Source organism: Hymenobacter sp. R533113, assembly GCF_056835965.1.
The window spans coordinates 1,051,133-1,075,760 of record NZ_JAKWBD010000013.1; the positions used below are offsets into that span (position 1 = coordinate 1,051,133).

A 24,628-nucleotide genomic window follows, 5' to 3' on the forward strand; every position below is an offset into this window, starting at 1 on the left:
CAAACAGCAACGGGCGTGGGCAGCGCGCCCCCACATCATGCCTTCTCCCCGCTTTTTTCTGCTTCTACCGCTCCTGCTGCTTACCCTCAGCGCCAGCCACCCGCCCGCGCCCGCCCCGGCCGTGCGCTGGCTCACACCCCAGGCCCTGGCCGACAGTATGCGCGTACGCCCCCGCCCAGTGCTGGTGAAGGTGTATACCGACTGGTGCCGCTACTGCAAGCTCCAAGATTTGACCGTATTCCGGGACAAAATCGTGGCCAATCGTCTGAACGCCGATTTCTACGCCGTGGCGCTGAACGCCGAAAGCCGGGAGCCGGTCCGGCTGGCCGGGCACACGTTTACGTTTCGGCCGACCGGGCCCGGCAGTGGCGTACACGAATTGGCCCTGGCCCTGGCCCGCGACGAATCCGGCCAGGTTGCCTACCCCACCATCGTACTGCTGAATAATAAGCTGCAAGTGCGCGGGCGCTGGCCGGGCCTGATTAAAGCCAACCAGCTTACGGAGGCCCTCGCTAAGCTACAGGCCGAAGCCGCGACTGTGCCTTAGCATCTTTTGGGTGGCTGGTTGCGTAAGCAGGCCGGCTCCGGATTGGCGCATCGATAGCCAATCTATGAGTGTTGTTAAACGAACAGGGTAAAAGCTTCTGCCAGCCGCGCCCGCGCTGCCCGGCCCCATCAGCCCGCCAAACAGGGGGCAAGCAGCACGTCGTAGCAGAATAGCTACCCGATAAACCAGCGGTGGCTCCGCCTCTCGCAACTTTTAGACTATTCTGCCACCTTTGCCCCCATGCATCCTGTTTTGGCTTACACCGACCGCCTCGTCCCGCTCGAACCGCCGGCCCGCGACGAGCTGTTGCGCGCCTTGGTGCGGCAGGAATTCGCGAAAGGTGCCTGCCTGTTGCGGGCCGGGCAAACGAGCCAGCACTACCACTTTATCGAGCAGGGCCTGGTAAAGTCGTCCTTCTATAAGGAAGACAAGGAGTTCATCATGACCTTCTTTAAGGAAAATATCCTGTTCACGGAAATCAACAGCTACCTGACCAGTGCCCCCTCCAAATACCAGCTGCTGGCCCTGGAGCCGACGACCGTGTACAGCATCGCGCGACCAGACATTGAGCGCCTCTGCCGCCAGCACCACGCCGTCGAGACCCTGTTCAAGCAGCTGCTGACGCTGGCCTCCATCGGCATGATGAAGCGCCTCAGCGAGATGCTGGAAGAAAACGCCACCACCCGCTACCGCCTGTTTGTGCAGGAGAAAGCGCCCCTACTACAGCGTATCAGCCTGGGCGATTTGGCGGCCTACTTGGGTATCACGCAGGTGTCGCTGAGCCGCATCCGGGCCGGGCAGTAGCTTTTTATCATTTGTTAAACAGCCGGATACTACTGGCGGGTAGCTTTGTTGAAAACGTCAATTAACCGCTACTCTCATGGAAACTCAACGCCCTCACCCCGTTTTATTCTGGCTGGTAACCGGCCTGCTGGCCTTCGGAATGCTGGCCGGCGGCACGGCCCAACTGCTGCGCGCGCCCTTCAACGTGGACGGCATGCGGCACCTGGGCTACCCGCTCTACGTGCTGCCGCTGGTGGGCGCCTGGAAGCTGGCCGGGGTGCTGGTGATTTTGCTGCCGGGCTGGCGGCTGGCTAAGGAGTGGGCCTACGCGGGATTCTTCTTCCTGCTCACGGGCGCCACCATCTCGCACCTGGCCAGCGGCGACGGCCCCAGCGGCGCGCTGGCGCCATTTGTGTTTGCCTGCCTGACGGTGGCTTCCTGGCAGCTGCGCCCCGCCAGTCGCCGGCTAACTCCCGCGCTGACTCGCGCGGCCCAGAACAATGCAGTAGATCCTGCCCACCCTACCGCCGATTTTGCGCTAGTACAGTCTCAGGAACAGCCTCTAAAGTAAGCCCGGCATGAATCCAAAGGTTGATTTCTATTTCATAAAAAATAAGCAGTGGCTGGAAGAGCTGGAGCAGCTACGAACGTTCGTGCTGGACTGCGGTCTGACGGAAGTATTGAAGTGGGGCGTGCCGTGCTATATGTTTGAGAACCGCAACGTCGTGTTGCTGCACGTGTTTAAGGAATACTGCGCCGTTCTGTTTTTCAAAGGCGCTTTGCTGCGGGATGCGCAGGGCAGTTTGGTTCAGCAAACGGCGAATACGCAGGCCGCGCGCCAGTTGCGGTTCACCACGGTGCGGGAAGTGGCGGAGCGGGAAGCCGTCTTGAAAGATTACATCCGGGAAGCTATGGAGCTGGAAAGAAGCGGGGTTAAAGTGGCGTTCAAAAAATCAAACGAATTCACCCTGCCGGAAGAATGGCAACACAAGCTAGCTGAAACCCCAGCCTTGCAAACGGCGTTTACGGCCCTGACACCGAGCCGGCAACGGGCCTACCTGCTGTATTTTTCGGCTCCCAAGCAATCCAAAATCCGCGCAGCCAGAATTGAAAAATGCAGTCAGGACATTCTCAACGGCCGGGGCTTAAATGAGTAGCGCGGGCCGTGCCGGCAAAAGCGCCCCTCAACATAGCCCTGATTATGGCCTGGCAGCTACCGCCGAAAGCGCCGCTAAAATGAGTCGGAGGTTTTACCTTATTTGCTTAACAGCGCCCATTGATGCCTAAACTTTACTGGCTACTGCTGGCCCTGCTGCCGCTGACCACTGCGTATGCTCAGCGGCCGGAGAAGGGCATCGAAATGGATGGCTACTCGCTGTTTCGGCCGGTGCCCCGCGACTCTATGCGCGAGCTGCATCCTGACCGGCCGGGTATCACGGAAAGCCCGTTCACTATCGACCCAGGCCATTTTCAGGTGGAGGGCGACTTTTTGCGTCTGCTCACCGGCCGCGGCCAGGGGGTTCGCCGCCGCACTTGGCAGGTAGCGCCCCTAGTGCTCAAGCTTGGCCTGACCGACAAGATTGACTTCCAGGTGGCCTTGGAGCCGTATGCGCTGACCCAGGAGCGGCCGCGCACGGCCGTTGGCCGCCTCGAAGGCTTCGGCGACGTGACCCTACGTCTGAAGCGCAACCTCTTCGGCGACGATGATGAAACTCGCGTTGCGATGGCCGTTACGGGTTTTGTGCGCCTTCCCACGGGCGGTGGCGAAGGCGTTGACAAAACTGAAATGGGCTTTGTTGTGCCCGTAAACTATCATTTGACCGAAAACTGGGAGCTGACAACTCAACTAGAGGCGGACCGCGCCTACGACCGGGAAGACAAGCAGCATTATGTTCAGCTTGTGCCCGGAATCACAGCTGAGCATAGTTTTACGGACGCGCTGGGGATATATGGCGAAGTGGTGGGCCGTTGGAATACCCGCCAGAATGAATGGCAAGCCACCGTTAATTTTGGTCCGCAAATTAAGGTAGGGGAGAACATCCAGTTCGATATGGGGGCGCAATTGCCCCTCACCTCCGATACCGAACGCGAGTTTTTCGTAGGTATTACCGTGAGGATATAGCGCTGATACATAAAGTCCTGCGCAGCAAAAAAGCGGCTGAAGCACTACTGTGCTTCAGCCGCTTTTATTTTTCTATCACCTACTTATAAGTCGATCAAGTATTCTTATCGGTCATTAAGGAACGAGAATCGGCTTTCCAATCCGTTATAAACCAGTTTATTACGGAAACGACACCCAACGCCAGGGCAAGGTTGCGCTCGGCGCTGCCGGCCTCGAAATCAAACAAAAAAGGAGCGGCCAGTAAGGCAATACCCGTCAGCAAGTTGAGCCAGCCATGCACGGGAAAGGGTACCAGGCGGAAGAGGCCGAATCGGTAGTTAGTCAGGAGGGTAAGCAACAAATAGCCCCCCGCCATTACATAGCACGCGGTATCCACGGCAGGCTCCAGATCAAACATGATGGGAGCCATCGCCAGGACGGTGATGAAGGCTATATCGATGACGCCATGAGCTATTGGTGATAATACTTTCATAGATTAAGGGTTAGGTCAAGGAAGAATAAAACGCTCAAGTTTGTACGCTACTCGTGGTGGGAGGATACTGTTGACCTTGCGGGTAAGCATTGCGTTTGTACGCAAAAAAGCCCCCCAACACGAAGCTGGGGGGCTTTTTTGGGTTCAGAACTTATAAAGGATTCTGCATAGCTGATTTGTGGGCGCGCGTTTGCGCACGCCAATCAGTCAGGAGCCAGGCACCTAAAAACAAGCCACCCATAATCATGAAAAAGTTGCGGGCCGTTTCGTTGTCGTCGTTGAAGCCAAACAGGAAAGGCGAGGCCAGCAACACCAGGCCACTAACCAGCTCCAAGCCGCCGTGCACGGGGAACGGAATCAGGTGCGCTATGCCCATCGGGAAATCTGTGAGCAGGGTAACAACCAGGTAGCCAGCGGCTAAGATATAGCAAACAGTAGCATACATGCCTTCGAAACCAAATATGCTGGGGGCCAGGGCAAAGAGGAGGATTGTGCCATAGTCAAGGAAACCATGGACGCGAGGTGAGATTACTTTCATAACTAGTAGGTGTTGAGAGTGGAGGGAAACTTCTGAGCTTCTTACGCGCCTACTATTCAAAGGATATTGTTGAGCTAGTATGAAAGTATTGATATGGGATATTCAGAGCAAGAATAGCTAGTTGATAGCTATATCAAATGAGTGCAATAAGATGCCAATCTGCTCAGACGATAAAACGTTGGCGCATCAGTCAGCACCGACGCAGAATTAGCTGAAGGCTGCTAAAACCGTCCGCCCAGCACCACGTTGCGCTTGTACACATGCGTCTCGCCCCCGGCCACCCGATACAGCTCAATCAGCAGCACATACGGCCCGATAGCCGCTTTGCGGCCCTGATCCGTGAGGCCGTCCCACTGCAAAAAGCCGCTCGTGGGCAGCGTTTCGTTGCGCGCCAGGCGGCGAGTCAGTCGGCCTTGGGCATCATAGATGGTAATGGAGGCCGCGTAACCCGGATAATCGAAGCGATAGGTGAGCGTAGTGAAGTCCTGCTGGCCGTCCTCGTCAGGCGTAAATACTTCGGGCTCAACCTGAAAAAGCTTTGCCCCAATAGGATCAGCCTGGTACTGCGAGTTAGGTCGGCCAGGAGTTGCGTAGCCAACGGCACTGGCCGCCGAGTGAAAATTGCCCCCCAGACTAGCTTCCGCCGCCCGGATGCGCTCCAGCGATACGCCGTTGCGGTCGCTGAGCAAGGGCAGGTGCTGCTTTTCGTCGTAGCTGAAGCGGTCAATAGCCTGGCTTTTGGCATCCAGCACAACTACCGTGGCCGCGTCGTCGGGCAGGCTGGGAAAGCTGGGCATTGCCAGAAACGCGGCCGGATCATGCGTTGGGTACTCGCTCTGCACAATATCGGGGCGGGTGGTGAGGACCAGCAGCTGGCCCGGCGCCAGGCCATAGGGCCCCGCACTGATGGGGCTAGCGCTAATACCAGTAGGTTGCTCTGCGCCCAACTGCCAGCCCTGCACATCGAGGTAATTGGCCGAACGATTCAGCAGCTCCACAAAATCGACGCCGCCGGTACGCGGATTGAACAGAATTTCATTGATAACCACGTCGCCCGCCTGGGCTGCTACGGGCAAGGCAAAAGCAGCGGAGGTAATTGGCCCCGCGCTATTGCCGGTGCAATCGGTGGCTTGCCGCACGGCCACGGTCAGGGGCTGGTTGGGGGGCAAACTGGACGCCAGCAGCAAATCGACGGCACGAAAATCGGGACCCTGCGGCGCCGCTTGCTTGATGGGCACCGCGGGCGTCAAGGCATACTGCCCGATGTTAGTGCTGCTCAAACTATCCAGCTTTTCCCCAAAAAACAGGCGCACGGTAGTAGGCGTCAAAGCTACGGCGCGCAATAAAGTCGGCGCGGTGCGGTCGGGGTTGGTGGCCCGCGCCGCATTGGCGCGGCCCGGCGTGCCGCCACTGTCGTCGGTGCTGGCGGTCCAGTTGCTGCTCCCGGCGCAGGGGTTGGCGGCGTCTACCATTTCCAGGGCCCAACCGCCTTCTTTTTTGCGCAAATCTTTGTACCAGGTATCCGAATACGTGACTTCAAATAACGTTTGGCCGTTGCGGGCGCGCAGCACCAGCTGGTCGCCCGCGTTCGACAGGCTGGGGAAGTTCGTCAGGCCAAAGACTTTTCCAAAAGCGGCAAACTGGCTACCGCGCGTGCTGCCGCAGACCACGGCGTACTCGCCCGGCAGCAGCACGGCCCCGGCCGGAAAGACAGCGGCCGTAGTGCTGCTCGGCTTCAGCAGTCGCAGCCCCGCCAGGTCCAGCACCGTACTGGCCGTGGGGTTATGAATCTCCAGGTACTCCGACGCGGGCAGCCCCACCACGGGCGTTTCATCGGCCATAATCTCAGTGATAAGCACCTGATTGAAAGCCGGCGCCACGGCGAAACCCTGATTCACAAAGACGGCTGTGAGCGGTCCGGCGGCCACTATACCGTTGGCATCGGTCACGTTGCGTGCTTCGAGGGTGTTATTTCCCAACGCTAAATTGCCCCCCAGCGTCAGGTGCACCAGCGCCGGATTATCCACATCGAGCTGGGCCGTAAGTACCGCCGGTCCGGCAATAAGGCGGTAGCTGGCAGCGCTAGGGGCGGCATCCAAAGCTTCGCTGAATAATACATCCAGCTGACGCGGGCCGGTAGGCGTAGCACTCAGCAGCGCCGGCGGCACCGTGTCGGTAATGCGAAAATCGTCGAAGTAGAAATTTCGGCTGTTGGCCGAGGAGTACGTCAGCCGAACTCCAAAATAGGCGCTACGCTGGTGCGTGGCATCGGTGGCCGTGCCGCCAGACGTGAAATTTTGCCCCCCAACCAGGTCGTGTTCCAGCGTCCAGACATTTGCCGGTGAGCGGGTCACGCGTACGCGCACTACGTTATTGGTAGTAGACTTGAGCGTACCATCCTGGCCATTAATAACATATACGGGGCTGCCCGTAGCATCCTGCCGAAACAGGCTTATCTCATCCGGGGTGCCGCCTAGCCGCACGAAGTAGCCTTTAGTATCGCTCGCTTTCAAGCTCGCCTGATCGGCCATGAGCCAGACATCGGCCAGATTGCCCCCCGAAGTAGCCAGACGCAGATTAGCATAAAACTCCCAGGTAACGCCACCGGCCGCCGTGCTGGCCGTTACCAATTGGAGCGTGGTGCCGGTGGTAGCCGGACCGTTGCTTTGCAGCTGCTGGGCGCTTACCTGAAAGTTGGCTTCATCGCCGGTCCAGGTCGGATTTTGGGTGAAATTGCCGTCGGCAAAGGACTCGGTAAGCTGAGCGTTGGCGGATATAGCTAAGCCTAAAAGGAATAAACTCAGTATCAATGCTTTCATATTCACTACAATCGGCGGTATATGGCTACCTATAAATAAGCTGGTGCGCTGGCCCGAGAGGCGGCATAAAAATTTGCTGGTATTTTGCTTCGGCGCGCGGCGCGCTTATGCAAGAAAGATACCGTGAAATCCAAGTCGCTACGCCCGTATCTTTGTGCTGGAGCCGTAGATGCGGCCACTGTGTAGAAACCCAATTTTCGTATGAAAATCGCCGTAGTTGGTGCCACCGGCCTGGTCGGGGGCGAAATGCTGAAAGTGCTGGCCGAGCGCAACTTCCCGGTCACTGAGTTGCTGCCCGTGGCTTCCGAGAAATCGGTGGGTCAGGAAATTGAGTTTCAGGGTAAAAAATACAAGGTGGTGAGCATGGATGCGGCCGTTGCGGCCCGGCCCGCTGTAGCCATTTTCTCGGCCGGCGGCGGTGTTTCGAAAGAGCAGGCCCCACGCTTCGCCGAGGTGGGCACCGTGGTGATTGACAACTCCTCAGCCTGGCGCATGGACCCCACCAAAAAGCTGGTAGTGCCCGAAATCAACGCCAAAGAGCTGACGCCAGCCGATAAGATTATTGCCAACCCCAACTGCTCCACGATTCAGATGGTATTGGCTCTGCATGAATTGCACGCGGCTTTCCAGATTAAGCGCATTGTGGTGAGCACCTATCAAAGCGTGACCGGCACCGGCAAAAAAGCCGTGGACCAGCTTATGGAAGAGCGCGCCGGCCACGCGGCTTCCAACCCCGCCTACCCTCACCCCATCGACCTGAACGTGCTGCCTCACATCGACGTGTTTGAGGACAACGGCTACACCAAAGAGGAAATGAAATTGGTGCGCGAAACCAAGAAAATCCTCGGCGACGACACCATTCAGGTAACGGCCACCGCCGTGCGCATTCCCGTAATGGGCGGCCACTCGGAGGCGGTAAACGTAGAGTTTGAGCGGGAATTTGACCTTGCTGACGTGTACCGCATCCTGCGCGAAACCGCCGGCGTGGAAGTGGTTGACGATGTAGCCCAGAACCAGTATCCGATGCCTAAAGACGCCCACGGCAAAGACGCGGTGCTGGTCGGCCGCCTGCGCCGCGACGAGTCGCAGCCGCGCACGCTCAATATGTGGGTGGTAGCTGATAATCTGCGCAAAGGCGCCGCCACCAACGCGGTGCAGATTGCGGAAGAGATGTTAAGAATGGGCTTATTAACGGCATAACCTTCTCGATTTACATCTATTTCAGGCGTACGCTTATGAGCTTTATTTCGCGGTTTCTATTAGTTGGGGGACTTTTTTCGGCCATGCACCAGGGCAAACCGGTAAAGGTGTTTTATGTGGTTCCGCTCAACTTCGTTATCCGCTAAGCTGAACAACTGAATATTCACGCAAAAGGCCGTATCAGGAAACTAAAGCGGCCTTTTGCTTTGCTAAACTGGTTAAGCTACTTCACTTTCCCCGCAAAAATGCCCCCCACGAAGTCCAGCACCGCCCGGCGCGTGGGCTCGGGGCGCTCGAAGAAGCCCAAGTGACCCACGCGCTCCAGAAACAGCGCCGTACTGACGGGCGGCAGCGCTACTTGCTCCAGCGCCGTGGCCAACGGCACGGCCGCATCTTCCTTGCCCACGATAAACAACACCGGAAACGTGGCCTTGCGCAACACATCCGTACGGTCGGGCCGGTCGCGCATAGCTTGCATACCGCCGATTACGCTGGCCTGAGACGTGGCCGCGCCTGTTTCTTCCAGCTGGCGGCGGTAGGGCATCATGGTTTCCTCATTGGCATCGGCGAAGAGTGGGCGGATGAAGGTTTCCATGAACTTTACGACGCCATTGCGCTCCACAAAGCTGATGTTTTTATCACGGTTGGTTTTTTTCTCCTCGGTGTCAGCTTGGGCTGAGGAGTGAAAAAGGCACAAGCCCGCGACCCGCGCCGGGTACTTCTCGGCAAACGCCAGCGCCACGTAGCCGCCCATAGAGTGGCCGATCAGAATGGCTTGCTGAGCACCAGCCCGATCCAGCTCATCTTTTAGAAATTCGGCCAGCGCCTCCATAGAGTAGTCGGCGGCGGGTGTTGCACCGGCAGCGCCGTAGCCGGGGAAGTCAGGCGTGAGGATTTGGTAGTCTGGGGGGCAATTTTGGATGAACTCAGTCCAGATGGCGCGGCTTTCGGCGAAGCCGTGCAGGAAGACAAGGGCGGGTTGTTGAGGCATAAAGCGGCTGAGAACTACGTGCCGTCTGCTTTACGTTAAAAGCTACCTTTGTTTACCGCCGCTTCAGGGGGCATTTTTCTTACTGCTATGAATGAGCAACTGATTGTCAAGAACTTCGGGCCAATTAAGGACGCTACCGTGGACTTTAAAAAAGTCACGGTGTTTATCGGGCCGACGGGTGGTGGGAAGAGTACGCTGGCGAAGCTGGCGGCAATATTTAGGGACATAGACTTTTACGGTTCTAAAATGGAATATCGCAAAAAAGTTTTTAATGACTATTCTATTAATAACTATTTCCTTCCTTCTACTTATTTCCACTGGATTTATAAAGACGAGGGCTACGAAACTAAAAATGATTTAACACAACGCCAATCTGTTATAGTTAACGGAGAAAAGAAAGGTGAATTATCAAATGAAGTCACTTCTAACAGGAGGAATGATATTATAAAAAATTTATTAAACGAAATGGATTTTGATAAGCTTGAGCAACTTATCAAGAGTTACTCTGATATTGAAAAGGAGCAGATGCGGCGACAAGGAAATTTTATTGAAGCATCAGAAACACTTTTACGTTTAAAAAATCAAGAATTAATACATCCAAAACCGCATTACATTCCAGCTGAGAGATTACTTATATCGATATTAAATAATTCCTGGCCTTCATTAATCGACGCTAAGGTCGAATTCTCTAAGCCACTCCTTGATTTTACAAAAGGTTATTTAAAAGCAGCAACAAAAATCAATAAAATATCTATTGAATTTCTTGAAATACAGTATAGGCACATTAATGAGAGGGGATATATAAGCATAAAAAACAGTGAACAAGACTTACCCATTTATGAAACAGCCAGCGGCATTCAGTCAGTTACGCCTATGCTCGTGCTACTAGAATATCTTTCGCAACAGAAGGAACAAACACAAAGCTTCATCATTGAAGAGCCTGAGCTAAACCTCTATCCCATCGCGCAACAAGGATTATTAACCTGGCTAATTGAGAAATGCACGGCAGGCGAAAACGATTTAACCATTACAACGCACAGCCCATACATTCTAGCTAGCTGTAACTTACTGATCGAAGCTTACAAAGTTTGGCAGGAACGCCCGGAGTTAGAAGCCGAAATCGAAAAGATTGTACCTCGCGCTTCGTGGATAAACCCGGATGAATTTGCTGCTTATTATGTAGCAGATGGCACGGTACGTTCTATTCAGGATGAACGTACTGATTTGATTGGCGGTAATGAGTTAGATGCCGTGTCAGGCGATATTTCGGATGCGTTTCGCAGCTTGTTACGCCTTAAGAAACAGCCAGCCTAATGCGGGAAGCTATAGAGGCCCGCTTCACACATTGCCGGCAAAAAGGCTGCATTCAGGTTTATCCGGAAGCAATTTCTTATTACGCCGACCCACCCGGCAAAAATTGGGCATGTCGAGTTGATGATAAAGACTTCGACGATGAACGTCATTTCACCGTGCGCAACCCGGATAATCGCCCGGTTCACCTGGCCGCAATTGATAAGTGCCTGATCGGGCGCGGACCGGCCACGCCAAAGCGTTGCGATTGTGTATTCTTTGAAGATCGGGATGTCTGCTTTGTCGAATTTAAAATTCGCGCTGAAGATCGGGAAGTAGAAGATGACCGCAACCAGGAAACACGACTGTTACAGGCTGGCGAGCAACTTTTGACCAGCATTCTGCAGTTTGAGCAAGATGGTATTATCACGGCTCACCATCGGGTGCGGGCGTACGCATTTGTAGGTTACGGTCCTCTATTCCCCGCTCCGACTACTACATTGCTCAACATCGCGGAGCACATAAATGATACTACGCGCTACTTTGTAGACTTCGACGCAAAGGACAGCGTGACGTTTTAACTAAAAAAAGCCCCCCAGAATATTTCTGGGGGGCTTTTTTCTTAACACTAAGAGCGTGTTTGGGATTTTGATTCTCGTGTCATGCTGAATCTGGCGTCCGCTTGTCGAAGCATCTCTCCCGCTTCGCAGGAGGCTTTTTCAACGAAGCGGGAGAGATGCTTCGACAAGCGGACGCCAGATTCAGCATGACGCAAACGGCGTTTCCGTGAATTCCCAAATACGCTCTAAACCAATCTATACAATCACCGTTCGGGCTGTTGCTTTAGCAACTACTTTCGCGCTCAGCTCGCGCACCACGCTGGCAATACCAGCCGCATCGAAGCCGCACTCTTTATATAGCTCATCCTGGGTGCCGTGCTCCACCACCCGATCCGGGATGCCGAGACGCTTGACGGGTACGCTGTAGCCGTGATCAGCCATGAACTCCAGCACGGCCGCACCGAAGCCGCCTTGGAGGCAACCATCTTCCACCGTTACAATAGCCTGGTAGCGGCTGAGCACGTCGGCGAGCATTTCTTCGTCCAAAGGTTTGGCGAAGCGCATATCGTAGTGGCCGGTAGAGATGCCCTCAGCAGCTAAAGCTGTAGTGGCTTTCACGGCATAATTGCCGATGTGGCCGAAGCTTAGGATTGCGACGCCTTGGCCCTCGCGCACCACGCGGCCCGTACCGATAGCTATTTTCTTAAATGGCGTGCGCCACTCAGGCATCACACCTTCGCCGCGGGGGTAACGGATGCTGAACGGGCCCATGTCCGGTTGCTGAGCCGTGTACATGAGGTTGCGCAGCTCCTGCTCGTTCATGGGCGCCGACACGACCATATTGGGCACGCAACGCATGAAGGCAATGTCGTAGCAGCCGTGGTGGGTGGGGCCATCAGCGCCGGCAAAACCGGCGCGATCGAGGCAGAAAACTACATTTAGGTTCTGTAGAGCTACATCGTGCAGCACCTGATCGTAGGCACGCTGCATGAAGGACGAGTAGATGTTGCAGAACGGCACCAAGCCCTGCGTGGCAAGGCCGGCGGAGAACGTGACGGCGTGCTGCTCGGCAATACCCACGTCGAAGGCGCGCTCGGGCATGGCCTTCATCATGATATTCAGGGAGCAGCCGGAAGGCATGGCGGGCGTTACGCCCATTACTTTGGCGTTCTGCTCGGCCAACTCTACGATGGTGTGGCCGAACACGTCCTGATACTTGGGCGGCTGGGGCTTCTCGTAGGTTTTCTTGTGAATCTCGCCCGTAATTTTGTCGAACAGGCCGGGAGCATGCCACAAGGTTTGGTCTTTTTCGGCCAGCGCATACCCTTTACCTTTTACCGTGACGCAATGCAGAATCTTAGGACCGGGAATGCTTTTCAGGTCGCGCAGAATGGTAGTCAGGTGCTGCACATCATGGCCGTCGACAGGACCGAAGTAACGGAAGTTAAGCGCTTCAAACAGGTTGCTTTGCTTCAGCAGCGTGGCCTTCATGGCTTGCTCCACTTTGCGGGCAATCTGCTGGGGATTAGGGCCAAACTTGCTGAGCTTGCCTAGCACGTTCCACAACTCGTCGCGCACTTTATTATAGGTGCGGGAGGTAGTGATGTCGGTGAGGTATTCCTTGAGCGCGCCCACATTGGGGTCGATGCTCATGCAATTATCATTGAGAATAACCAGCAGGTTCGACTTGGCTACGCCGGCGTGGTTCAACGCCTCGAAGGCCATACCAGCCGTCATGGCGCCATCGCCGATAACCGCGATGTGCTGACGGTCCTGCTCGTTCTTGTATTCTGAAGCCACGGCCATACCCAGCGCCGCGCCTATGCTGGTACTGCTGTGGCCTACGCCAAAGGCATCATACTCGCTTTCCTTGCGCTTGGGAAATCCCGACATGCCGCCGTAGCGACGATTGGTGGGGAACTGATTGCGGCGGCCAGTCAGGATTTTGTGACCGTAGGCCTGGTGGCCCACATCCCACACCAGCTGGTCGTAGGGGGTGTTGAAGACGTAGTGCAGAGCAACCGTTAGCTCAACCACGCCCAAAGAAGCACCAAAATGCCCCCCATAAATCGAAACTGAATCAATGATGAACTGGCGCAGCTCCTGGCTTAGCTGTACTAGTTGGTCCTCGCTGAGCTTCTTGAGGTCATCAGGCGAGTCAATGGCCGCCAGTAGTTCACCGGGTTCAACAATCATCTTTCGAAAGGGCAAAAAGTAAAATATAGCTGAATAACAGACTAGGAATTCAAAAGGTTAAGCTCTTTCAAGTTTCCTGCCGAAGCTACCAGACAAAGGTACGACTTTTCATTAGGGCCGGTTGTTGCTGAAAGTCGCAAACGCTTCCCTTTGTTCTACCTGATTCTATACGGATCAGTCAGCATCGCCCGAGGCAATTCTTAACCCGTATTTGGTAGGGGCCACTCCCATTATTGCCTACTTTTACCCCGCCACCCGTCTTTAACCATGCCGCTCACCCAGGACAGTCAGGAAAAGCAACTTCTTGATAAGCTAAAGCCTTCTCGTATCGTTCTGCCGGTTCTACTTGGCTTGAGCGTGGTGGGTTTTATGTTCTGGCGCAGCTACCGGCCGGGCGATTTGGCCCCCTTGGCTAATGCCAAGCTGCATTGGCTCCTGATTATGGTGGCGGTGCTCGTGGCCCGCGACTGGGGCTATATCTACCGCATCCGGCACATTTCGGAAAAAGTACTGAGCTGGCGCCAGAGCCTGGATGTAATTATGCTCTGGGAATTCGCGTCCTGTGTGCTCCCTTCCGCCGTGGGCGGCACCTCCGTAGCGCCGTTTTTGCTAAATAAGGAAGGTATTTCACTGGGTAAATCTCTCGCCTACGTGATGGTTACCGCGTTGCTCGACAACGTGTATTATGTCTTGACGGTGCCGCTGGTGGTGTGGCTGGCGGGCGATGCGCTATACCCGCACGAGGCACTTCAGGGAGGATTTGTGACTACCCTGCAAGTAGCTTTTGTGCTGAGCTACTTACTGGTTACGCTGTACTCAGCCGTGATGCTCTATGCGCTTTTTATTAATCCGCAGTCAGTAAAGCGGTTATTAATTCGTCTCTTCTCCATGACAGGATTGCGGCGCTGGCGGGCTAAAGCGTATAAGCACGGCAACGAAATGGTGTGGGCCTCGGCCCAACTCCGTGGCAACGCACTCAAATATTGGGTAGAGGCGGCCTTGTCTACAGCCTTCGTCTGGACGGCCCGCTACCTGGTTATCGGCTGCATTATCGCCGCCTTTGTCGATTTGAGCTGGGGCGAGTTTGGGCTGATTTTTAGCCGCAACCTGATCTATAAAGTTGTGCTGCTTGTGGCCATTACGCCCGGCGGCGCGGGTATTGCCGAAGGCGCTTTCCCCACCTTTTTCGGTAAGTTTATCGGCACGCCCACCATGACCAACTTCGTGATTTTGCTGTACCGTATTGTCACCTATTACCTCTATCTGGTGCTGGGAGCCATTTTTCTGCCCCGCTGGATAGCACGGGTTTTCGGTCGAAATCGGGTGAAGGATATTATGAATTCCTAGAGCATAAAAAAGCCCCCCAGCACAGTGCTGGGGGGCTTTTTTGTAGCTGGATGAAGTTGCGCTATTCAGACTCAAGCATCATTTGCTCGCCGTTTACGCCGCGCAACGTGATTTTGTCGTCCGTCAGGTTCACCACATCAAAGCTCATAGACGAGGTACCGCCTTCGGGGGTAAGCGTGATTTTCTTGCCGGGCTGATCGAAAGTGTACTTGCCCTGCATGGATTGCTGAGGCGACGTCATGTTGAAGTTGCCGTTGGCGTAGAAGCGCAGCTCGGTGTCTTTATCGGCATCAGTCTGGGCTACTTTGTCGCCGCCGGCAGCAGTTTCTTTATCGGTTTTCCAGACTTTACTTTCGGTGCCATACAGCATGTTGGTTTCACCAACTTTGTCTTTCTGGCTACAGGCAGGCGTGAATAGCGACAACAGCATAATCAGGCTGGCCAGGTAGCGGAAAGGGAGTGCAATAGTTTTCATGAGAAGAGACCTTGGGGTTAAAGAAAATGGAAAGGAGCGGCTTTAGCTGGGGTTATATTTCAGCAAAGCAATGTTGCGCTTCTTACGCGCCTCATTGGAAAGAGTTAGCACCGCTGAAGTCATTTTTACGGCCGCAACTTATTCGTAGTGTGGGCGTAAGACGACCTGACAGCATGGCCATCAGGCACATGCGCCGTTTTCTCCTCCTTAATCAACCACGACCATGGGACTGTTCGATTTCTTAACCAATAAAGGCGACGAAAAGCCGGTTCAGCCGGCTGCCAAGCCTAATCAAAACGCGAACACTGACTTCTTCGGCAACGCTAACCAGCCCGCTGCTGCTAAGCCCGCTGCGGCTGCCCAAGGCACGCAGTACACGGTAGTTAGCGGCGATTCGCTCTCCAAAATTGCGAAAAAGCACTACGGTGATGCCGCCAAGTGGCACCAGATTTATGACGCCAACAAGGCAATAATCGGCTCGAACCCCGACCACATTGAAGTGGGTCAGGTGCTAACCTTGCCTCAAGCCTAAGCAAATTTCGCTCAGAATTTTAGCTTGAAAAGGCCCCCCAGCAACCTGTTGGGGGGCTTTTTAGCATGACAGCTAGTGAGTTAGCTTCAAGAAAAAACATTTTAATGCATTTGGCGTTCTCAATCCGAACCGTACATTTGCACTTACCAATCCGGTACTTCTCGTTATCGACGAGATAGTTTTTCAGATTTTATACAGAAGCGGCGAGAGAACAGGCTCCCTGACCCGCTGGCAACCTTCATTGTTTTGAAAGGTGCCAATTCCTGCCCGTTCGGCCATTTTGCCACCGGGAGATATAAGCTGAGTGCCATGAAAACCCCGGCCTTTTTCGTTTTGCTTCCCCGTTTGCCCCGGCCGCTTTGCTGCGCCCCGATTGGCTTGCGGGTTTCTGCGTTTTGGCCCCTGCCACTGGCAGCCGTGTGGCTACGCGAATGTGCTGTTGTTGCTAACCCAAGTTTCGGCTTAGCCCTCTTCTCCTTTTGTCTTTTAAAACTGTGTCGCGCTGTGGGCTTTATGCTCACTCCGACAGGTTTTAGTCTGTCTTCGCTAAGCCTTGCCTTGGCTGCGAAGTCCGCGCAACGCAACGCTGCCGTGCAGACCCGATGCGCCTGATTATCTGCATTCTCTCATCTCTTCCTAGTTCAAATCAAACTTAACAAGCCCTAGTATGTCCACACAAAACCTCCACTTCGAGACCCTTCAATTGCACGCTGGTCAGCAGCCCGACCCTACCACTGGTTCGCGCGCTGTGCCCATCTACCAGACTACTTCCTATGTGTTTAAGAATGCCGAACACGGCGCTAATCTGTTTGCTCTGAAGGAGTTCGGCAACATTTACACCCGCCTGATGAACCCCACCACCGATGTTTTTGAGCAGCGAGTAGCGGCTTTAGAAGGTGGCGTGGCGGCGCTGGCCACTGGCTCGGGCCAGGCGGCGCAGTTTCTGGCCCTGAACAACATCCTGCAGGCCGGCGACAACTTCGTGAGCACTCAGCACCTCTATGGTGGCACCTACAACCAATTTAAAGTAGCCTTCAAGCGCTTAGGAATCGAAGCCCGCTTCGCCGACGGCGACACGCCCGAGAGCTTTGAGGCGTTGATTGACGATAAAACCAAGGCGCTCTACCTCGAAACCATTGGCAACCCCAGCTTCAGCATCCCGGATTTTGAGCGCATCGCGGCCATCGCCGATAAGCATGACCTGCCCCTCATCGTGGATAATACGTTTGGCGCGGGTGGCTACCTGTTTCGCCCGCTGGAGCACGGGGCCCACATTGTGGTAGAATCGGCCACGAAATGGATTGGCGGCCACGGCACCAGCGTGGGCGGCGTGATTGTAGACGGCGGCAAATATGATTTCGGCAATGGCAAGTTTCCGCAGTTCACGGAGCCCTCGGAAGGCTATCATGGTCTGGTTTTCAACGATGTATTCGGTAAAGGAGGGCCGTTTGGGAACATTGCCTTTATCATTCGGGCACGGGTAGAAGGCCTGCGCGATTTCGGCCCTGCTATTAGTCCCTTCAACTCCTTCTTGTTGTTGCAAGGCCTCGAAACATTGTCGTTGCGCGTAGACCGGACCGTGGAGAATGCGCAAAAGCTGGCCGAATGGCTGGAGCAGCATCCGCAGGTAGAAGCCGTGAATTATCCGGGCCTGAAAAGCAGCCGCTATAATGCTTTAGCCCAGAAATACCTGAAGCGCGGCGCGGGTGGCGTACTTACATTCAGCATTAAAGGCAGCAAGGAAACGGCTACGCACTTCATCGATAACTTGAAGCTGGTCAGTCATTTGGCAAATGTGGGCGATGCTAAAACCCTCATTATTCAGCCCGCTGCCACTACCCACCAGCAGCTTTCCGATCAGGAGCAAGTAGCAGCCGGCGTTTCGCCCACTCTGCTGCGCATCTCCCTGGGTTTGGAGCACATCGAAGACATCAAGGCTGACCTGCAAAATGCCTTCGACGCGGTAGCAGAAAATACCCCCCAGAATCAGCAAACCGAAGGCGACGCGCTCCCAGAGCCAGCCATCGAGCATCCCGTAGTACTGGAAGTCTAGCTGCCGCAAGCAGAAAGCACTGAGTGAGGCCGTTGCAGCGACCCGCGCTCAGTTTTCAGCAACTACGGGTTGGCGGGGTGACAAGGCAGAAACGGAAGAAAGATACCGCCTTGCCCATCCTTCAATAGCTCCCGAACCAACTTAGACTCACTCGGTTTGGGGGCTATTGAAAATCCGCTTTTATAGTTACCGCCTAGTCAGTGCCTCAACCCCTAGCCCCTTCTCCTGAAGAGAAGGGGAACTAGTTCTAGTATGGTAGAATATTAGTCTTGACTAGCAGCTAGAAAAACTAAACGCTAGTTCACCTTCTCCCCCTGGAGAAGGGGTTAGGGGTTGAGGCAACGACCAGAACAACACACTACATGTCTAATCCCCAGCACTACACTCTCTCCACCCCGCTTCTACTCGAAAGCGGTGCTGCCTTGCCGCAGGTACGGATAGCCTATCAGACGTATGGTACGCTCAATGCCGCCCGCGACAACGTGGTGTGGGCATGTCATGCACTTACGGCCAATGCTGATGTAGTAAGCTGGTGGTCTGGCTTATTTGGTCCCAACTGCTACTTCGACCCAGCAAACCACTTTATTATCTGTGCCAACATAGTGGGCTCTTGCTATGGCTCTACGGGGCCGCTGACGTCCACAGGTTCGGAGAAAGCACTTTACCAGGATTTTCCGCTGCTTACCGTGCGGGATATGGTAGCGGCGCATGAAGCTTTGCGCCAGCATTTGGGCCTGGCTCAGATTCACACGCTGATTGGTGGGTCGTTAGGCGGGCAGCAAGCCTTGGAGTGGGCTATTCAGCAGCCCACCGTGTTTGAGCATCTTATTGTGCTAGCTACCAATGCGCAGCATTCGCCCTGGGGCATTGCTTTTAATGAAGCGCAACGCTTAGCTATTTTCGCTGACCCTACCTATCATTCCGCTACACCCGCTGGGGGGCAAAATGGCTTGAAAGCGGCCCGCGCATTAGCCTTGCTCAGCTACCGCAGCTATGAGGCCTACGGTAATACCCAGCGGGAACCCGACGAGGAGAAAATCACGGATTTCCGAGCCAGTTCTTACCAGCAATATCAGGGTGATAAGCTGGTGGCCCGCTTTAATGCCTACACCTATGTGGCGCTTTCCAGAGCTATGGACTCGCACAACGTGGGCCGGAGTCGGGGTGGCATTGCCGCCGCACTAAGCCAGATTCGGGCTCGTACGTTGGTGCTGGGCATTACGTCTGATGTGTTGTTTCCACTCCGTGAGCAGCAGCTTCTGGCCCGCTACATTCCCGGCGCTATGTACGCCGAAATGGATTCCGGTTTCGGCCACGACGGTTTTTTGATTGAAACCGCCCAAATCACTCGCGTCCTCGAACGCTTTTACGCGCAGACGTTTGCCCATTAATTCGCCTGATGGCTCACCTCTGCTGTTTCATTATTTCCGCAAATAGCACTTCCTATGATATCTGATAAAAGCCGTTTGCGCATTGGTTTGATTGGTTTTGGCTGCGTGGGGCAAGGCCTTTACGATATTTTACAACAGCTTCCCGAGTTCGGAGCGGTAGTAAAACGGATTGCCGTAAAAAACCCTACCAAGCCGCGCACCTTGCCCGCTGACCGCTTCGAGTTTCACGCCGATGATCTGCTCACCGACCCTGATCTGGATGTGCTGGTGGAAGTAATTGACGATACCGATGAAGCCTTCCGCTTGGTAAGTACGGCCCTGCGCAATGGTCGCCAAGTGGTTACGGCCAATAAGGCGATGGTCGCAGGCCACCTACCCGAGCTAATAAATCTCCAGCAAGACCACGGTGGCACCTTACTCTACGAGGCTTCCGTTTGCGGCAGCATCCCCATCATCCGCACCCTTGACAGCTATTTTGGCAGCGAACCGCTACATAGCGTGGGGGGCATTTTCAACGGTTCCTCCAATTACGTGCTCTCCCGCATGAGCGAAGAAGGCTCCGATTATGGGCCGGCTCTGGCTGAAGCCCAGGCGTTAGGCTTTGCTGAAACCGACCCCACACTCGATATGGGCGCTTTCGACCCGCGCTCCAAAGCCGTCATTCTGGCCGCGCACGCTTATGGTGTACTCCTGAATCCTGAGCAGGTGCTTAACCTGGGCATCGAAAACATCACGGCGCAGGATATTCACTTTGCCGCCGCTGGGGGGCAAAAATCAAAGTAGTAGCCAGCTTGCAACGGCTGAAAGATGGCCGCATTACGGTACTTGTCACGCCGCAGTTCGTAGGTCCGGAGTCGCCACTATATGCCGTGGAGCGTGAGTTTAACGGCGTAGTTATTCAAGCGGCCTTCGCCGATGCGCAGTTTCTGCGTGGCCGGGGCGCCGGCGGCCACCCCACCGGCTCCGCCGTGCTGGCAGATTTAGCCGCTTTGCGTCAAGGCCACCGCTATGCCTATCTGAAGCATAGGGCCGCCGACGTGCCGGCGTACACTACCGATTTGGAGCTTGAAATTTATCTGCGCTCAACTGATGAAAATCTTCTGGAGGCACTAGCCTTGCAGGATATCTCCACCGAGCGCAACTCCACGCACACCATCGGCTTTGCCCAATTGAGCACCTTGCTTGAGCTTCGTGATGAGCTGCGGGCTAAAGGCGCATTTGTTGTGCGCACGGGCGCGGTACGCCTAGCTGCTGGGGGGCAAAAGCAGCAACACGCTAAGGCTAAGCTGGCGATTTAAATAACTACTACTTCCGTCCCAACCAGCTCTCCGGGTTCAGGTTAGAGCTATTACGCCACACCTGAAACTGCAGCTCCGACGTACCCTCCGAATTCGTGTACACAGTGCCAATCGACTGCTTGGCCTGCACCTGGTCGCCCTCGCTTACACTTACGCTGCGCAGCTTGGCGTACACCGTGAAGTACTCGCCGTGCTGCACCATCACGATGTTATTCATGCCCGCTATACTGGTAACGGTAAGCACTTTACCAGCCGAAACAGCTCGCACGGCCTCCCCGGCGCTGGTCTGAATATCGACGCCGCGGTTCTCAACAATCACATTTTTAAGCACCGGGTGCGCATGACGACCGAAGTGCTGCGAAATGAAGCCTCGCCCTACTGGCCACAGCATGCGGCCCCGGTTCTCAGCAAATGAAGAAGAAATGCTGGCTATTTCGGGCGTGAGCGTAATGCGGTCGACGCGGGTGGCGGGTGCTTCGGCTTCCGGGCTAGTGCGGGCGGTACTGCCAGGGCTGCTGCTACCGGCGGCGGCCCGTTCGGCCGCCGCTTTGGCGGCTGCTTTAGCCGCGGCCACGCGGGCGGCGCGGGCAATTTCTTCGCGCACGCGCTGCGCAATCAGGTTATCAAGCTTCCTGACTGCTTCCTGACGGTTGGCTAGCTCCTGACGCAGGTTTTCCTCTTGGCGGCTCAGCTTCGTAACCACTTGGTCCTGTTGCACCTTCAGAGTGCTGAGGTTGCGGTTCTCGGCCAGCTGCGTAGTGAGCAGGCTGCTCTTTTCCTGCTTTTTTTCCGTCAGGCCCGTGAGTTGGCGGTTGAGGCGCTGCTGCACATTCGTGATTTGCGCCGCCTGGGTTTTGCGCACCTCCGAGTACTGCCGGACATAGCGCATACGCAGCATAAGCTGGTTAAACGACTCGGCCGCGAACAGAAACATGAGGCGGTTGTAGCTGTTCGCCGTTTTGGAGGAAGCATAAATCAACCGGGCATACTCACTCTTGAGCTGCTCCAGGCTCTGCTGGGTTTGCTGCACCTGGGTTTCTGTCTGCCGCACATCCGACTCAATGTACTTCAGCTCCGAGGAGATATTACGGATAACGCCCTTCTGTACATCCAGCTTTTCTTTGAGCGCATTCAACTGGCCCAGAGAAGCTTCTTTCTGCTTCTGCGTTTGACTCAGAATACGGCTGGCTTCGCGAATCCGGCGTAGGTTAGTCAGTCGTTCGCGCTCCAATTGGGCCTTCGACTTGGTGGTGCTTTTCCGTACAGGTGCTTTGCGCGTGGTCGTTTTTTTGCTGCGCTGCTGAGCCACCGCTGGAGCAGCCTGCACCAACATCAATCCCATTAGCAACCAGCAGAGCCAGCGCTTACTTTTTGCGTACATAGCCCGAAGGTACCGAGAACGGGAAATCCAGCCGCCCGGTGTCCACGTCCACGTTGCGGTAGTTAATAGCGGCCGATGACTTATTCTGACCGCCGGCCTGCTGTACCTGAAGTACGGTATTATGGGCAAAGCTCTGATTAGTAGGCATCAACATACGAAAGTCAGAGTAATCAACCAGCAAGTTATTCTTGCTGGCTGTGTCGCGCACGCTGAGCTTTTGTAGCTTACCTAAGCTCATTTCGATAAGCTGCTCAACAAATAAGCTGGCCTGATTGTATTGTACGCGCTGCGTAGTTCCTTCCGTCGTTATCGTGGGCTCGGCTCCATTGGTGGCGGGCAGGTAGTTGCCCAGTAGCAATGCTTGCACCTGAGCAAAGGAAACGGGCACATTGAGCTGGCGGCTTAAATAGGCAAAATCACCAACATAGTATTCGCGCTGTAGCTTATTAAGCACCCGTACCGAATCCTGCGTGATAGAAGCGCGCACCCCTTCAAATCCTGCCACCGATACCGATATCCATATAACACTATCGCGGCGCATACGCAGCGTCAGGTTCGCATTGGGGAGCTTATTACCATTCTGCTCGATCTGAGCTTTGCCTTTGGCCGAGAGATATCGAAACTCTACGTTATTGGCTCGGACTGCATTACTAGTCGGTGGTATAACGGTTTTGGTGGGAATAGCCTTGCGGGCACAGCTTCCCAGCATAATGAGGACTATAAAAAGCAGCAAAAAGCGGTTACTCATACAATTTTTGGTCTTTGATCTTGCGGACGATAAATGCCGATGCGCCCCCGGCCTTTTGGGCACGTTGCCACTGAGTCACGGCCTTGTCTTTTTCGCCCAGCTGAAATAACACGTCACCGTAATGCTCTATCACGGTGGCATCGGTGGTGGTTTTAAGGGCTTTTTCCAGCGCTTGCTTGGCCCCCTGGTAATCTTTGAGCTTGTATAAAACCCAGGCGTAGGTATCCAGATAGGTGTCGTTGTCGGGAAACTGCTTGACCAGCTTGCCCGACATTTCCTTCGCCTTTTCCAGCTTTTCGCCCCTCAACGATAGATAGTAGCTGTAATTGTTCAGTGCCTGCGCATTGTTGGCATCAAAGCTCAACGCCGCTTCGTAGGCCGCATCCGACTTGACGTATTCCTTCAGCTCGTGGTAAGCATCGCCCAGCTGCGTGTCAAACTGGGACAGCAGCTCCGGATTGTCGGTAGCCAGCTTCCGGCCATACTCCAATGACTTTACGCCTTTTACCGGCTGTTTGTCCAGAATATGCGCTACCCCGTTGTAAAACCACATAGCAGCCTGGTTGGGGAATAGCTCCAAAGCCCGCTCGGTGTGACGCAAGAGGGAATCCGTTTGGTTTAGCTCCGCGTCAATCAGCACAACTTGCTGCCAAAGCAGGAACTTGGAATCGTCGAGCTGAATGGCCTGCAAATACGCCTCCCGACCAGCGGCTTTATGACCCGTAATGGTTTGTAAATCGCCGGCTACGGAAAACGCTTTTGCTTCTTTGGGGTGAACTTTGGTCGTAATAGTCGCTAGGTCAAGCGCCGTTTGCTCGATAGCAGGGTTGGGCAGCTGCTTAATGTAATCGACTAGTATGCGCACCTTGTCATCGATGTCGAGTGCCGGACTGGCAAAAGCCATTTTGATCTGCTTAGCCGACTCCACCGAGTTGCCTTGCAGACGGTACACATCGGCCAGAATCATGCGGGCCTGCGGGTTGTCCGGGTCTTGCTTCAGGGCTTGCTCACTCAGCCGAATAGCATCGGGCATCCGGTTATTGGACGCGTACATCTCTGCCTGCGCCAGCACGTAGCGCACCTCCTCGGGGTTGGCCTTTATCAGAGCTTCCCCTTCCTGGAGGGCTTTTTCTAAGTTATTCTGCTTGAGATAGATCTGCTGCTTTTTGAAAGAGACTTCATCGAGGGGGCCGAATTTCTTTTCTGCCTGCTCGAATGTGGCCAGCGCCTCATTCAGCTTGCCCTGAGCCATGTACAGATCAGCCAGATTAAACAGGTAGTAATCGGAATCCGGCACTTCTTTAATCAGGCTGGTATACACCTGCGTAGCCTTATCAAACTGCTTCTGCGACGTGTATACCTGCGCCAGCAGTAAGTAGTAATACGCATTCTGGGGGGCAAATCTGACGGCTGCCTGCGCAAAATTGGTGGCATCTTTCAGGTTGCCACTCATCAGGTTCGTCTCGGCTATCTTGTAGTTGATGGCCGCGTTGGTAGGGTTCAGCGCGTAGGCTTTCAGCAGGCGCTCCAGTGCTTTGTTGTAGTCCTCCAGCAGCACATACTTCACTCCATCGACAAAGTAGGATTCGCTCATGTCCCGGTCGCGGTCCGACAAGGTAGCGCCCACCCGTAGTTGAGCAGCCTCTACTTCGGCGCGCCGGCTAAGCTCCTTCTTCTCTCGCCGACTAAGCTTGCGGGGCTTTTCCGGCTTCTCAGAATTTTTACTAGGCGCATCCTTTTTGGCAGGCGCAGATTGCTGCGCCCATGCCGGAACGGCAACCAGCAGGCTGATCAGCAGAAAAACAAAGGCAGAAATACGACTCATGGACGCAGGAGCGCGGACTATTAATCCGCTGTTCAGAAGGTACTAAAACGAAGCAGGCTC

General features: G+C 54.9%; 21 protein-coding genes, 1 pseudogene and 1 riboswitch. Of the genes and pseudogenes, 13 read left to right on the forward strand and 9 right to left on the reverse strand.

Features of this window, described 5'->3' with window-relative positions:
- Window positions 1-37: 37 nt before the first annotated feature.
- The 5 genes from MKZ35_RS13840 to MKZ35_RS13860 all read left to right on the forward strand — a co-directional run bounded on the left by MKZ35_RS13840 (window position 38) and on the right by MKZ35_RS13860 (window position 3,452).
- On the forward strand, window positions 38-547 hold the full coding sequence (locus MKZ35_RS13840; protein WP_482513829.1) for a thioredoxin family protein: 510 nt from the start codon (window positions 38-40) through the stop codon (window positions 545-547).
- Window positions 548-787: 240 nt separating this feature from the next.
- A complete protein-coding gene (locus MKZ35_RS13845) occupies window positions 788-1,351 on the forward strand; it encodes a Crp/Fnr family transcriptional regulator (RefSeq protein ID WP_482513830.1) in 564 nt (187 codons plus the stop codon).
- 76 nt (window positions 1,352-1,427) lie between these two features.
- On the forward strand, window positions 1,428-1,901 hold the full coding sequence (locus MKZ35_RS13850; RefSeq protein ID WP_482513831.1) for a DoxX family protein: 474 nt from the start codon (window positions 1,428-1,430) through the stop codon (window positions 1,899-1,901).
- Window positions 1,902-1,908: 7 nt separating this feature from the next.
- Window positions 1,909-2,487, forward strand: coding sequence for a YdeI/OmpD-associated family protein (locus tag MKZ35_RS13855; RefSeq protein WP_482513832.1), 579 nt, complete (start codon window positions 1,909-1,911; stop codon window positions 2,485-2,487).
- 122 nt (window positions 2,488-2,609) lie between these two features.
- Window positions 2,610-3,452, forward strand: a complete 843-nt coding sequence (locus tag MKZ35_RS13860) for a transporter (protein ID WP_482513833.1) — start codon at window positions 2,610-2,612, stop codon at window positions 3,450-3,452.
- Between the two features lie 94 nt (window positions 3,453-3,546).
- Here MKZ35_RS13860 and MKZ35_RS13865 read toward each other — a convergent pair whose 3' ends face one another.
- The 3 genes from MKZ35_RS13865 to MKZ35_RS13875 form a co-directional block, all read right to left on the reverse strand.
- Window positions 3,547-3,924 carry an SPW repeat domain-containing protein gene (locus tag MKZ35_RS13865; RefSeq protein WP_482513834.1) on the reverse strand — a complete coding sequence of 126 codons (378 nt, stop codon included), beginning with the start codon at window positions 3,922-3,924 and terminating at the stop codon, window positions 3,547-3,549.
- A 151-nt stretch (window positions 3,925-4,075) separates the two neighbouring features.
- Window positions 4,076-4,462 (reverse strand): SPW repeat domain-containing protein, encoded by a 387-nt coding sequence (locus MKZ35_RS13870; RefSeq protein WP_482513835.1) that lies wholly within the window; start codon window positions 4,460-4,462, stop codon window positions 4,076-4,078.
- A 221-nt stretch (window positions 4,463-4,683) separates the two neighbouring features.
- Window positions 4,684-7,281: a lamin tail domain-containing protein gene (locus MKZ35_RS13875; protein WP_482513836.1), complete on the reverse strand. Its 2,598-nt coding sequence runs from the start codon at window positions 7,279-7,281 to the stop codon at window positions 4,684-4,686.
- A gap of 201 nt (window positions 7,282-7,482) precedes the next feature.
- Here MKZ35_RS13875 and MKZ35_RS13880 point away from each other — a divergent pair, with 201 nt between their 5' ends.
- The gene (locus MKZ35_RS13880) at window positions 7,483-8,481 is read left to right on the forward strand and encodes an aspartate-semialdehyde dehydrogenase (protein WP_482513837.1); all 999 of its coding nucleotides are present in this window, start codon (window positions 7,483-7,485) and stop codon (window positions 8,479-8,481) included.
- A gap of 223 nt (window positions 8,482-8,704) precedes the next feature.
- On the opposite strand, the gene MKZ35_RS13885 is transcribed toward MKZ35_RS13880, so the two are convergent.
- Window positions 8,705-9,472: an alpha/beta fold hydrolase gene (locus MKZ35_RS13885; RefSeq protein ID WP_482513838.1), complete on the reverse strand. Its 768-nt coding sequence runs from the start codon at window positions 9,470-9,472 to the stop codon at window positions 8,705-8,707.
- Between the two features lie 87 nt (window positions 9,473-9,559).
- Here MKZ35_RS13885 and MKZ35_RS13890 point away from each other — a divergent pair, with 87 nt between their 5' ends.
- Both MKZ35_RS13890 and MKZ35_RS13895 read left to right on the forward strand, forming a co-directional pair.
- Window positions 9,560-10,786 carry an AAA family ATPase gene (locus tag MKZ35_RS13890; protein ID WP_482513839.1) on the forward strand — a complete coding sequence of 409 codons (1,227 nt, stop codon included), beginning with the start codon at window positions 9,560-9,562 and terminating at the stop codon, window positions 10,784-10,786.
- On the forward strand, window positions 10,786-11,343 hold the full coding sequence (locus MKZ35_RS13895) for a hypothetical protein (protein ID WP_482513840.1): 558 nt from the start codon (window positions 10,786-10,788) through the stop codon (window positions 11,341-11,343). The genes MKZ35_RS13890 and MKZ35_RS13895 overlap by 1 nt, the downstream gene beginning before the upstream one ends.
- 234 nt (window positions 11,344-11,577) lie before the next feature.
- On the opposite strand, the gene dxs is transcribed toward MKZ35_RS13895, so the two are convergent.
- Window positions 11,578-13,518: a 1-deoxy-D-xylulose-5-phosphate synthase gene (gene dxs / locus MKZ35_RS13900; RefSeq protein WP_482513841.1), complete on the reverse strand. Its 1,941-nt coding sequence runs from the start codon at window positions 13,516-13,518 to the stop codon at window positions 11,578-11,580.
- Window positions 13,519-13,785: 267 nt separating this feature from the next.
- Here dxs and MKZ35_RS13905 point away from each other — a divergent pair, with 267 nt between their 5' ends.
- Window positions 13,786-14,865 (forward strand): lysylphosphatidylglycerol synthase transmembrane domain-containing protein, encoded by a 1,080-nt coding sequence (locus MKZ35_RS13905; protein ID WP_482513842.1) that lies wholly within the window; start codon window positions 13,786-13,788, stop codon window positions 14,863-14,865.
- Between the two features lie 61 nt (window positions 14,866-14,926).
- Here MKZ35_RS13905 and MKZ35_RS13910 read toward each other — a convergent pair whose 3' ends face one another.
- Window positions 14,927-15,340 carry a hypothetical protein gene (locus MKZ35_RS13910; protein ID WP_482513843.1) on the reverse strand — a complete coding sequence of 138 codons (414 nt, stop codon included), beginning with the start codon at window positions 15,338-15,340 and terminating at the stop codon, window positions 14,927-14,929.
- 223 nt (window positions 15,341-15,563) lie between these two features.
- Between MKZ35_RS13910 and MKZ35_RS13915 the strand changes: the two genes are divergently transcribed.
- From MKZ35_RS13915 to MKZ35_RS13930, 4 genes and pseudogenes are all read left to right on the forward strand, one after another.
- On the forward strand, window positions 15,564-15,872 hold the full coding sequence (locus MKZ35_RS13915; protein ID WP_482513844.1) for a LysM peptidoglycan-binding domain-containing protein: 309 nt from the start codon (window positions 15,564-15,566) through the stop codon (window positions 15,870-15,872).
- A 187-nt stretch (window positions 15,873-16,059) separates the two neighbouring features.
- Window positions 16,060-16,174: riboswitch (SAM riboswitch) on the forward strand.
- Window positions 16,175-16,539: 365 nt separating this feature from the next.
- Window positions 16,540-17,925, forward strand: a complete 1,386-nt coding sequence (locus MKZ35_RS13920) for an O-acetylhomoserine aminocarboxypropyltransferase/cysteine synthase family protein (RefSeq protein ID WP_482513845.1) — start codon at window positions 16,540-16,542, stop codon at window positions 17,923-17,925.
- Between the two features lie 314 nt (window positions 17,926-18,239).
- Window positions 18,240-19,316 carry a homoserine O-acetyltransferase MetX gene (metX, locus tag MKZ35_RS13925; RefSeq protein ID WP_482514751.1) on the forward strand — a complete coding sequence of 359 codons (1,077 nt, stop codon included), beginning with the start codon at window positions 18,240-18,242 and terminating at the stop codon, window positions 19,314-19,316.
- A 54-nt stretch (window positions 19,317-19,370) separates the two neighbouring features.
- Window positions 19,371-20,614: pseudogene (locus MKZ35_RS13930) on the forward strand (homoserine dehydrogenase).
- Between the two features lie 7 nt (window positions 20,615-20,621).
- On the opposite strand, the gene MKZ35_RS13935 reads toward MKZ35_RS13930, so the two are convergent.
- From MKZ35_RS13935 to MKZ35_RS13945, 3 genes are read right to left on the reverse strand one after another with little or no spacing between them, the layout of a single operon-like run.
- Window positions 20,622-21,956 (reverse strand): murein hydrolase activator EnvC family protein, encoded by a 1,335-nt coding sequence (locus MKZ35_RS13935; protein ID WP_482513846.1) that lies wholly within the window; start codon window positions 21,954-21,956, stop codon window positions 20,622-20,624.
- A gap of 22 nt (window positions 21,957-21,978) precedes the next feature.
- Entirely contained in the window at window positions 21,979-22,743 is a 765-nt protein-coding gene (gene lolB1 / locus MKZ35_RS13940) for a lipoprotein insertase outer membrane protein LolB1 (protein WP_482513847.1), read from the reverse strand.
- The gene (locus MKZ35_RS13945) at window positions 22,736-24,568 is read right to left on the reverse strand and encodes a tetratricopeptide repeat protein (protein ID WP_482513848.1); all 1,833 of its coding nucleotides are present in this window, start codon (window positions 24,566-24,568) and stop codon (window positions 22,736-22,738) included. Before MKZ35_RS13945 ends, lolB1 begins: the two co-directional genes overlap by 8 nt.
- Window positions 24,569-24,628: the final 60 nt, after the last annotated feature.

Coding starts and splice junctions, on each gene's coding strand:
- MKZ35_RS13840 (WP_482513829.1), top strand. CDS start 38: ATGCCTTCTCCCCGCTTTTTTCTGCTTCTACCGCTCCTGCTGCTTACC.
- MKZ35_RS13845 (WP_482513830.1), top strand. CDS start 788: ATGCATCCTGTTTTGGCTTACACCGACCGCCTCGTCCCGCTCGAACCG.
- MKZ35_RS13850 (WP_482513831.1), top strand. CDS start 1,428: ATGGAAACTCAACGCCCTCACCCCGTTTTATTCTGGCTGGTAACCGGC.
- MKZ35_RS13855 (WP_482513832.1), top strand. CDS start 1,909: ATGAATCCAAAGGTTGATTTCTATTTCATAAAAAATAAGCAGTGGCTG.
- MKZ35_RS13860 (WP_482513833.1), top strand. CDS start 2,610: ATGCCTAAACTTTACTGGCTACTGCTGGCCCTGCTGCCGCTGACCACT.
- MKZ35_RS13865 (WP_482513834.1), bottom strand. CDS start 3,924: ATGAAAGTATTATCACCAATAGCTCATGGCGTCATCGATATAGCCTTC.
- MKZ35_RS13870 (WP_482513835.1), bottom strand. CDS start 4,462: ATGAAAGTAATCTCACCTCGCGTCCATGGTTTCCTTGACTATGGCACA.
- MKZ35_RS13875 (WP_482513836.1), bottom strand. CDS start 7,281: ATGAAAGCATTGATACTGAGTTTATTCCTTTTAGGCTTAGCTATATCC.
- MKZ35_RS13880 (WP_482513837.1), top strand. CDS start 7,483: ATGAAAATCGCCGTAGTTGGTGCCACCGGCCTGGTCGGGGGCGAAATG.
- MKZ35_RS13885 (WP_482513838.1), bottom strand. CDS start 9,472: ATGCCTCAACAACCCGCCCTTGTCTTCCTGCACGGCTTCGCCGAAAGC.
- MKZ35_RS13890 (WP_482513839.1), top strand. CDS start 9,560: ATGAATGAGCAACTGATTGTCAAGAACTTCGGGCCAATTAAGGACGCT.
- MKZ35_RS13895 (WP_482513840.1), top strand. CDS start 10,786: ATGCGGGAAGCTATAGAGGCCCGCTTCACACATTGCCGGCAAAAAGGC.
- dxs (WP_482513841.1), bottom strand. CDS start 13,518: ATGATTGTTGAACCCGGTGAACTACTGGCGGCCATTGACTCGCCTGAT.
- MKZ35_RS13905 (WP_482513842.1), top strand. CDS start 13,786: ATGCCGCTCACCCAGGACAGTCAGGAAAAGCAACTTCTTGATAAGCTA.
- MKZ35_RS13910 (WP_482513843.1), bottom strand. CDS start 15,340: ATGAAAACTATTGCACTCCCTTTCCGCTACCTGGCCAGCCTGATTATG.
- MKZ35_RS13915 (WP_482513844.1), top strand. CDS start 15,564: ATGGGACTGTTCGATTTCTTAACCAATAAAGGCGACGAAAAGCCGGTT.
- MKZ35_RS13920 (WP_482513845.1), top strand. CDS start 16,540: ATGTCCACACAAAACCTCCACTTCGAGACCCTTCAATTGCACGCTGGT.
- MKZ35_RS13935 (WP_482513846.1), bottom strand. CDS start 21,956: ATGGGATTGATGTTGGTGCAGGCTGCTCCAGCGGTGGCTCAGCAGCGC.
- lolB1 (WP_482513847.1), bottom strand. CDS start 22,743: ATGAGTAACCGCTTTTTGCTGCTTTTTATAGTCCTCATTATGCTGGGA.
- MKZ35_RS13945 (WP_482513848.1), bottom strand. CDS start 24,568: ATGAGTCGTATTTCTGCCTTTGTTTTTCTGCTGATCAGCCTGCTGGTT.